Source organism: Okeania sp. SIO2F4 (assembly GCF_010672385.1).
Classification (GTDB): Bacteria; Cyanobacteriota; Cyanobacteriia; order Cyanobacteriales; family Microcoleaceae; genus Trichodesmium.
Window position 1 is genome coordinate 1 of record NZ_JAAHGT010000331.1, and the last position, 9,487, is coordinate 9,487.

The window sequence follows — 9,487 nt, forward strand, 5'->3', positions numbered from 1 at the left end:
TCTCGAATTATGATTTGGACGCACCACTCGTACATTTTTAATAACTAAATCAAAATCTAAAGTTTCTGACATTATCTATTTCCAAAAATTTAAGTAGGTAGACAAAATTATTTGTATATTTGCCGTGTATTTACTAATTGGCTATATTCCCTTTAGCTTTTACCTATTAACTCTTGCCTACCACCGCCAAAATATTAAATTAATTCTGTCCAGGTACTTAGCAATAACTTTGTCTATATTTATGCTAACCGAGTAACGGAGAAATTGAATATCGTAGATTGCCATCCTATTTATACAGTAAGTATATAAGCGGATTTCATATCAGATAGTCATAACTATGTTCGGCAAGAAGCATTGTAAGAAATAGTCATACTAAATCCGAAACATGAAAAGTTACTTTTTTAAAAAAGACTATTAAAACAATCCTCGACAAACTGCATTAGAGGCGATCGCCCGACAATATCTAGACCATCCCTAAACTCTCCTACTATTACAAAAGAGAGCAAAAAATGACCCAGATAATACCATTTATAAAAAACTTTTCTACCTGTATGTTTAGCATGGGAGTAGGGGAGTGGGGTAGAAATTAACATAATAATAATTAATATTAAATTAGCTACAACTAGCAAAAAAAAAATTTATATGTATAATTTGATTAATTACTGAAGTATTACCCAATTATAGTATTAATCCATGGGAATTGGTATAAAAAACTATGGAAGTGGGCAAAAAAGAAATTGGAATTATTAGAATAATTAAAGTTAAAAATCAAAAAAAATAGTATGGTGGGTAAATGTAGTTGTTAATATTAGTAGTATAAAATCCGGTGTAATAACCTCACAATTAATAGCTTAAAATCCTGATTATGAGGTTATTAGATATATCTACAATTAGCGGATTTAATATAATCAATCATGGATTTCTTAAACTTCTAAAATATAAAGAAAATCTAAATAATAGTCAATCTAATACAGTTTGTTATAGTCTGTGATTGGAGAAAACCTTCTCACACAAAGTTACTTACGGAGTAATAAAAATGAAACAAGCATTGGGCAAAGTCATCGTTGCATTTCTTGTCTGTTTACTATCTTTTGCAGTAGTTTCTCCCAGCCCTGCAATGGCAGATGAATATTATTGTTTTTTAGAACAAGAGCCAGAATGTGTAACAGAGTTGCCGTTATCTGGAGACTTGTTATTTGAGGATATACCTCCATATGGAGTTAACTTCATAGATGTTACTTTCAGCAATTACTCACCTGAATATGAAGCTGTAGTTAACAGTGATATTGACAACCCCATACTAATACCCCCATATAATAGTGAAAGAAGAATTTATCAAGTCGTACCACAAAGCTCAGTGACATTCTCAAATGCGAGTAATTTTCCAGATACACTATTACAAATCAGAACATTTGGGTATAGCGATTAATTAAGATAATTTTTTGTAGAGGTGGGCAAATGTGGTGATTGATATTAGTAGTTAATAGACTTGATGTTTGCCCACCCTAACCATACCCATCAGATTAATTATTACTACTAAATTTCTAATAACTAATCACAGTAGTTACCAGCCCATAATTAATTCCCTATAATATCTGTAAATAACAATAACATATAGTTAAAAAAACAAATTTTCTGGTAAACTTTATTGAAAGCTTTTTTGGAAGTATATCAATGAAGAGAATTGTATATTATCATCCACAATCAAACTTTTCTAGAAAAATTCGGATATTATTAGCAGAAAAAAATTTAGATTATGAACTCAAAGAAGTTAACCTACGGAACAAACCTGCTGAATTTATAAAAATTTCTCCCATTGGTAAAGTACCTGTATTTGTAGAAGAAGATGGTACAGTTATTTGGGATTCTACATTAATTGCTGAGTATTTAGATGAAACTTACCCAGAACCAAATTTTTATCCTACTCATCCCCAGGCAAAACTTGAATGTCGTAAATGGGAAGAGTTAGCAGATAATTTAGGGGATAATATTATCAATTTATGGAGGCTAAATTTGATAAATGATTTAGAGCCTACTTTCTATCGAATAAAATTAGAAACTTCCATTAATAATCTCTTACCAGTTTTTGAGCAACAATTAGCTAAATCTAAGTATTTGTTAAGTGATGAAGAATGGACGGCAGCAGATGTAGCAGCATTATGCTCTTTTGGTTACTATAATCTTCGGTTGAATGAAGATTGGGTTTTGCAATATGATAATTTAAAAAACTGGTTTAATAAATTACATGAACGTGAATCAGTAAAGCCTACTATTCCTATTCCTTTAAATTAACACGACTCATAATTTCCTAGAATGACAAGAGAGAGATGCTAGGGGTTAACAGCCGTTAACCCCTACAGATGGTGTATAATTTTATTTTTTGCGTAAGTCCTGATATTACTATTCTGAGACAATATTAGTACGTTTAATTTTCTTAGCTATCAAAGTTGTTAACCCAGGGCCAATTAAAATAATAGTTAACATTCGAGTTAGTTGAATCGCCAATACTAAACCAGCATCACCACCTAATTCATTAACTGTTGCAATCATCGCTTCTATTCCTCCAGGGGTAAAACTTAACATAGAAGTAATTAGATCGACCTGAGTAAATTGATGAAATTCATAACCCACCACAAAGAAACCCATAATTAAAATTATTACCAGTACGATCTCAACTAAAATAGCTTTCCACAATTTTCGAGCATTTTCCCAGTCAAACTGAACTCCAATAAAAATCCCTACTAGCAACAACCCCACAGCAAATAACCATTGGGGAACCTGTAATTGGTATGGCGTTCCCCACAAAGTAGTCAACCCAACAATAAAGCTACCTAAGAAAGCAGATGAAGGCAAACGTAATTGTTTTCCACCCCAAATTCCTAAACCACAACATCCTGCTACTATTAATAAATTCCAAAACATGGGTATGGTGGTTTTACCCGATGCCAATAAAAAACTTGTGGTCTGAGTCTGGTCAATAGCAGGAAACATCAAGATGGTAGCAGTCGGTACAATGAATACCACTAACAACACTCGCAAATATTGGAGGATAGTAACAGCAATAGGGTCTGCACCTAATTCTTCACTCATAGCAACAATAGCAGAAGCAGCACCAGGAATAGATGCCAGAAAACCTGTAGGGCGACTAACTCCACCCCATACAGACAACAGATAGCCCTTAAACATACTTAAAGCAGCAGTGAGCAAAATACATCCCACCACAGGAATAGCATAAGTGGTAACTATACTAATTGTTTCTGGGGAAAAGCGAAATGCTGTAGCAATACCAACGATCGCTTTACCCAGCATAACTATGATTCTGGGTAATGGTTGGGGACTACCTTTAATAATTGCATAGATAATTCCAGTAATCATTGGACCGAGCAACCAACCTACAGGAAAGTTTAGCCAGTCGAATATAAACCCTACTAAAATAGCTAAGGTCATTGGGGCGATGGCTGTTTTGATACTTGATAATTTGGAGATAATTTCTTGGTGGTTTAACACGCTCAACAATATATTAAATTTGACAGACAATTATACAACTTATATATTACTGGTTATTGATGACTATGACAGGATAATATCATGGAAAGGTACTATAATATTGAGGATAGTTGTGTATTGTCTAAATTCTGTCAAAATTGAAAAACCCTTGCTCATTTTTAGGAATAGAAAAAACAATGGAAAATTATAATGAGTATCATCTAGATCCAAAGCAATTTCCTTTTCTCAAAAGTTTTCAAGATAACTGGCTAGAAATTAAAGATGAATTTACAAGTTTTACTGACAATACCTCTGAACAAGAATTAAAGTTTACTTATGATGTAATGGGTCCTAAAAGTCAAACAATTAAAACTAAAGGTAATGGAAAATACAGTGCTTTTGGGATTTTATTTCAAGGTATGTTTATTGAAGAATATCTTAAATTTCATCAAATACAGTATCCTGATTATGAATTAAACGATGTATTAGAAAAAGTTCTGATATTAAGAGATAAATATTTTCCTAGTTTGGCTGAAGCGATTAAAAAAATTAATTCAAGCAATGATGATATTCTCAGAAATGTTTATTTTGGTATATTTCATCCTGGTTTAGATATTAAGCTTCATGTCAATTATAACCATCATACAAATCGTGGTTATTTGGGATTAATAGTACCGGAAGGGGATGTGGCAATGAAAATATGTCACGATCAACTTTACTGGCAAGAAGGCAAGTTTATGATTTTAGACCATAGTTATCCACACTGTCCCCACAATTACACTAATTATGATAGAGTAGTTTTAGTTGTAGACTTTTTTAAACCCGATCGCCCTAGAGAAGAAGTAGTAAAATTTGAACAAGAGCAAGTTAGACAACGTATGGAAGATAATCCTTATAGTTTAGGAGTTTTTGGTAAAAGCGATCGAGTTAAAACAGAAGATTTTATTAAGTATGGTTTAGCTCATCAGTTAGAGTGGGATAAAGCTTTAGATAAGTAATAATTAATAATTAATAATTAGGGGTTGTCAGATTAAAGGATGAATCTTTGCTTGGTCATTTCAATTAGCCTCCTCCGGAGGAACTGCGTTAACAGTGCCTCTAGCTGTTTGCGCAGCATTCCGTAGGAAAGCATCGAGATTAACATCAGGAATATTTTTTTTATCCCCTTAAAAGGGGAGGCTTTAGAAGTTGTTTGAGAAGTCATCGATTCCCCGCGCATCCCTCTTAATAAGAGGGAATTGACCTTGTATTTCTCCCCTTTTCAAGGGGGGGTAGGGGGGATATAAATCAAAATTCATACTTTTCAAACAAGTTCTTAGACCACCATTTTTCCGTAAAAATCATAATTATGTTGAAAGTTAGTCCCAAAAATCTGTTAGAGCCTAATTATCCTTTTGCCCCTAAAAATTTCCCATTTTTCTATGGTTGGATAATTTTAATTGTTTGTACCATCGGGGTAATAATGAGTACCCCCGGTCAAACTATTGGGGTGAGTGCTTTCACTGACCATTTACTAGCTGCCACTGGTCTATCACGGTTACAATTGAGCAATGCCTATTTTATCGGTACTTTAACCAGTGGTTTAATATTACCTTATGGTGGAGTGCTGCTGGATCGTTTTGGCGCAAGAGTAACAGTTGTTTGTGCATCAATAGGTTTAGCTTTAACTTTGTGTTACCTCAGTTTTAGCGATCGCCTAGCTACCATCATCAATAACACATTTCCCATAATTCCCTATTCAACTATTGCCTTAGTAATATTGGTATTAGGTTTTGTCTGTCTGCGTTTTTCCGGTCAAGGTATGTTAACTATGACCAGTCGCACAACCCTGGGTAAATGGTTTGACCGTCGCCGGGGTTTTGTCTCTGGTATCACAGGTGTATTCGTAAGTTTTGGTTTTTCCATTGCACCCCTAACTATGAGTTCATTGATTGATATTTTAGGTTGGCGAAATACTTGGTTAGCAATGGCAGTAGTTGTGGGTATGGGGATGGGGTTAATAGGATGGTTTTTTTATCGCGATAACCCAGAGGAATGCAGTTTATTGATGGATGGAAAAAAACATACTCAAAATTCCTTTGATACAAAACATTCATCTGATAACAATTTACAAGATTTTACCCGCGCTGAAGCACTACGCACAATTATGTTTTGGGTAGTGACATTAGCTTTATCCTCACAAGCTTTGATATTTACAGGTATTACTTTCCATATCGTTGATATTGGTGCAGAAGCTGAATTATCTCAAATGCAGGCAGTAAGTATATTTTTACCCCAGGCAGTTGTATCTACTATTGTTGGTTATTTAATGGGGATAGCAGCAGACCGAGTTCCTCTAAAATACTTATTCACGGTAATGATGCTAGGTCAGATAATAGGTGTTGCTGCTATTACTAATTTTGGCGTACCTTTATTTCGGGTTTTAACTATTGTGGGGTTTGGAATTACTTCGGGATGTTTTGGTACTTTATCAGCAGTGGCTTTACCGCGTTTTTTTGGCAGAACTTATTTAGGTTCTATTTCTGGTTTTCAGATGATGATTCTGGTCATAGCAAGTGCAATAGGACCTTCATTTTTGGCTATATTTAAAGATAAATTAGGTTCTTACCAACCTGGTCTTTATGGTTGTTTGATATTGGCAATTTTGATTTTGATTTTCACCTTTTTTGCTCGTCAACCACGCAAGTCTCATCTACTAGAGTGACTATTCTAATACCGCTTTCTAAATTCTGACTTCATTCTTCGTGCCAATATTGTGGCTCATTCAAACTATCTGCACAGATAACTTTTCCTCTAAAATTTCCAATTATTCCCGAACGCAATTCTTGAACCATCCAAGCATCCGCATTTTTTGCGAGTATGGGATAGGAAGGCTCAAACCCAAGATTACCTGCTGGTATAAATCCATGTCTTGGATAGTATGTGGGATGACCAAGAACAAAAACGAGGTCTACTCCAGATTCCGATAAAATATCTAATCCGTTTTTAATGAGTTTACCACCAATACCTTGTTTTTGAACATCGGGAACAACGGCAAGGGGACCTAGAATTGAAAGTGATAACGGAACATTTGGTTCCAGAGTAGCTCTACTGAAAAAAATATGTCCTACTGCTCTATCTTCTTGGAAAGCAACTAGAGAAACAATTGGTTTTGCGCTATCGTCCCCAAGAAGCTTTTGCACAATTTCAGCCCCATCCTCTGAACCAAATGCAGCACGTTCGACAGACAGTATATTTTCTAAATCTGAATCTAAAGCTTTTCTAATAATCATTATCTTTTTAATAATTCAATGGTAGTGTTTTTTTTCAAAATAGCAGTAAGCAAGGCGATCGCTAATATAGAATCCGGATAATTACTATAGCTCAGTCCGCAGCGACTAGAACGGAGTGGAAGGAAGCAATCTCCGGGCACCTCTGAGATTGCTTCCTATCGTCACAATGACGACTGTTCAACCTGACTCTATATAAGAATCTAAATATTTTCTTATTCACTTCTGACTTCTGACTTCTGACTTTTGACTTCTATTATATGTTACCACGTTACAAAAATGGTTGAAAAAATGGGTTATTGTTGAGGACGTGAAGTTAATAAACTAGACAAAATCTACTTTTCAGCACATCTAGACCCCATTTAACAAATACATAATGTTGACAATTATCGGTTGCGGTAATCTTAACCGTAGTGATGATGGGGTGGGAGTAATTATTGCTCAACACCTGCAACAATATTTGGCTGCATATCCTGTTCCTCATGTCCGAGTTTATGACTGCGGTACTGCGGGAATGGAAGTAATGTTTCAAGCGCGGGGTACTCAGCAATTAATTATTGTAGATGCTAGTGCGACAGGTTCGGAACCAGGTGCAATATTTAAGGTTCCTAGTTCGGAGTTGGAAGCATTGCCAGAACCTAGTTATAGTTTGCATGATTTTCGTTGGGATAATGCTCTAGCAGTAGGTAGAAAAATCTTTCAGGAGGATTTTCCTAAAGATGTAATTGTCTATTTAATAGAAGCTGAAAATTTAGATTTTGGTTTAGAACTTTCATCTGTAGTTCAGCATTCTGCTGAAAAGGTTTTGCAAGAAATTATAAACAGTTTTGAGAGTAAAAGGTAGGCTTTAAAGAAGGAGTCAGAATAAATTAGTAGGGAATTTATACCCATCACTAATTAATTAAAGATAATCAACATCAAATAGTAATAATTTGGTGGAGAAGTTCAAATAGAAAAATTAACATTAAAGGAAATTATCATGGACGAACAAAAACAAGAACAATATTATGAATTAATTGATAAATTAGTTAAATGCCCAAATGGCAAAGAACCTGATGTTTTAGATGAAAATATTGAGCTGGTTGATGCTGGTTTTGTTTCAGTTTTAATGCAAGTAGGTCAAGCACAAATTCATCATGGAAATCAAGATGGAGCTAAATTTTTATTCCATCTTGCTCGTGAATTAGCGAAACAATTAGGATTATATCCTGACCCCAATGCTTCGGAAGTTCCTGCACAGTAACAGCATTTCTCAAAAACTTTTCAACCTGTATATTGAGGCAGGAAGTAGGAGATTCAACAATTAATAATTAATAATTAATAATTAATAATTAATTATTACCTCTCCTTGAAAAGAATAGGATGGACTCAAAGGAAAAATTTTTTCTTCTCTTGGTCGATTGGAGGCAAGCGAGGAGACCTCGCCATCCCATCCTGACGGAATGCTCCGCTTTCCGACCGCTTTTTTCCCTTTAAAAGGGGAGGCTTTAGACCACAGTTTCTCGTTAAGGGAGTAGGAGAGTGGGGGAGTAGTAGGGACGTTGCATGCAACGTCCGTACACATAAGAATAATTAACAGACTACTGGCTAATAATTAGCAAAAATTTTCTTCAGCTTATGTTAATTACTTAATAATTTAAGTATCGCTCAAGTACAGTATTAATGTATAGCAATCTGCTTAATATGTTAAGCATTTCTATAAGTGGCAAATATCCCTATTCTCCCCTAACCCTACTCTCCTTTCGCTGAATCTAATTAAACTTAAACTAAAACATAGCACCTAATTATCAATAATTAATATTATGTTTTCTCAAAAAGAAGCAGAAGAATTAGCAATTGATTTTTTGAGTAATGATTGGGAAGTTCCCCAGACAGAAAAAGATTGGTTTACTATTAGATATGCTCGACAAGAACCTAGTTGGTATATTGTTGAAGTAGGGATAGAAGGATGTCCTGACTATTGGATTCTACAAGTTTATGATACTGCTGAATGTGACCCTTGTTATACTTTTGTATCTCCTGTAAGTGGTTCTCAAGATACAGATGATTTGCAGGAATTACCAGAATCTATTGCTAAGGCGATCGCCTTTGAACGTGGTTCTCAAGAAATAGCTCCGCCAGCCAAAGTTTGATCGAGATTGAAGCAGGAAGCAGCAGAATTGCTGTTAGGAAAAAGGGTAACTTTAAACTCATGCGTATCAACTCAAACCTTTGATTTCAACCATAAATATTGTCGTCATATCTATAAATATGATGGTTTTAGCTACAGTTTTGGAGAGTTAGTCAAACAAAAAGTCAAAGTAGTAAAACAATTAACTAATCAATTAATAACTCCTACTTAGCTTAACCTTTTTGAGACAACTGAGTTTTCTGTTGTAGGGGCAAATGGCCATTCGCCCCTACATAAGACTAAATCTAAACCCACTCGCAAATTTAAAGGAACAGATGGAGAACAACTAAGTTTATTTTAAGATTCACGCTTGTTAAAACAAGCTGAGTCGAATTTCCTCTGCAAGTTAAAAGATCGCAGCTCCCATTCTCCCATTTTTCTTTCGTGGGCAAATTGAAATTATTATTTACTGATGCTAAAACTTTGAATATTTGCCCACCTTATCTTTATGTCTGTGAGTCAAAAATAAATATTAAAATAATATAAATAATTAAGATGGTTATTTATGTAGATTGATAACATAATAAATAAATTAAATGATAGGGATAGACAAAACCGAAAG

The 9,487-nt window shown here is 34.6% G+C and carries 11 protein-coding genes; 8 read left to right on the forward strand and 3 right to left on the reverse strand.

Annotation, left to right across the window (positions count from 1 at the left end; all coding sequences use genetic code 11):
- Positions 1 to 401: 401 nt before the first annotated feature.
- A complete protein-coding gene (locus F6K22_RS20330; protein ID WP_293101833.1) occupies positions 402 to 593 on the reverse strand; it encodes a hypothetical protein in 192 nt (63 codons plus the stop codon).
- Positions 594 to 1,036: 443 nt separating this feature from the next.
- On the opposite strand from F6K22_RS20330, the gene F6K22_RS20335 reads away from it, so the two are divergent.
- Together F6K22_RS20335 and F6K22_RS20340 are read left to right on the forward strand one after the other, a co-directional pair.
- Positions 1,037 to 1,429, forward strand: coding sequence for a hypothetical protein (locus F6K22_RS20335; protein ID WP_293101836.1), 393 nt, complete (start codon positions 1,037 to 1,039; stop codon positions 1,427 to 1,429).
- Between the two features lie 245 nt (positions 1,430 to 1,674).
- Complete coding sequence (locus tag F6K22_RS20340) at positions 1,675 to 2,292, forward strand: glutathione S-transferase family protein (RefSeq protein ID WP_293101838.1); 618 nt, start codon at positions 1,675 to 1,677, stop codon at positions 2,290 to 2,292.
- A gap of 108 nt (positions 2,293 to 2,400) precedes the next feature.
- Here the strand turns inward: F6K22_RS20340 and F6K22_RS20345 are convergent, their stop codons facing one another.
- The gene (locus F6K22_RS20345; protein ID WP_293101841.1) at positions 2,401 to 3,537 is read right to left on the reverse strand and encodes an AbrB family transcriptional regulator; all 1,137 of its coding nucleotides are present in this window, start codon (positions 3,535 to 3,537) and stop codon (positions 2,401 to 2,403) included.
- A gap of 146 nt (positions 3,538 to 3,683) precedes the next feature.
- Here F6K22_RS20345 and F6K22_RS20350 point away from each other — a divergent pair, with 146 nt between their 5' ends.
- Together F6K22_RS20350 and F6K22_RS20355 are read left to right on the forward strand one after the other, a co-directional pair.
- Positions 3,684 to 4,484, forward strand: coding sequence for an aspartyl/asparaginyl beta-hydroxylase domain-containing protein (locus F6K22_RS20350; RefSeq protein WP_293101843.1), 801 nt, complete (start codon positions 3,684 to 3,686; stop codon positions 4,482 to 4,484).
- Positions 4,485 to 4,834: 350 nt separating this feature from the next.
- Positions 4,835 to 6,190, forward strand: coding sequence for an MFS transporter (locus tag F6K22_RS20355; RefSeq protein ID WP_293101846.1), 1,356 nt, complete (start codon positions 4,835 to 4,837; stop codon positions 6,188 to 6,190).
- A 31-nt stretch (positions 6,191 to 6,221) separates the two neighbouring features.
- On the opposite strand, the gene F6K22_RS20360 is transcribed toward F6K22_RS20355, so the two are convergent.
- The gene (locus F6K22_RS20360) at positions 6,222 to 6,758 is read right to left on the reverse strand and encodes a GNAT family N-acetyltransferase (protein WP_293101849.1); all 537 of its coding nucleotides are present in this window, start codon (positions 6,756 to 6,758) and stop codon (positions 6,222 to 6,224) included.
- A gap of 373 nt (positions 6,759 to 7,131) precedes the next feature.
- Between F6K22_RS20360 and F6K22_RS20365 the strand changes: the two genes are divergently transcribed.
- From F6K22_RS20365 to F6K22_RS20380, 4 genes are all read left to right on the forward strand, one after another.
- On the forward strand, positions 7,132 to 7,599 hold the full coding sequence (locus F6K22_RS20365; RefSeq protein WP_293101852.1) for a hydrogenase maturation protease: 468 nt from the start codon (positions 7,132 to 7,134) through the stop codon (positions 7,597 to 7,599).
- 135 nt (positions 7,600 to 7,734) lie between these two features.
- Positions 7,735 to 7,998, forward strand: a complete 264-nt coding sequence (locus tag F6K22_RS20370; protein WP_293101854.1) for a hypothetical protein — start codon at positions 7,735 to 7,737, stop codon at positions 7,996 to 7,998.
- 559 nt (positions 7,999 to 8,557) lie between these two features.
- On the forward strand, positions 8,558 to 8,887 hold the full coding sequence (locus F6K22_RS20375) for a hypothetical protein (protein ID WP_293101857.1): 330 nt from the start codon (positions 8,558 to 8,560) through the stop codon (positions 8,885 to 8,887).
- A gap of 6 nt (positions 8,888 to 8,893) precedes the next feature.
- Positions 8,894 to 9,097: a hypothetical protein gene (locus F6K22_RS20380; RefSeq protein ID WP_293101860.1), complete on the forward strand. Its 204-nt coding sequence runs from the start codon at positions 8,894 to 8,896 to the stop codon at positions 9,095 to 9,097.
- Positions 9,098 to 9,487 lie beyond the last annotated feature (390 nt).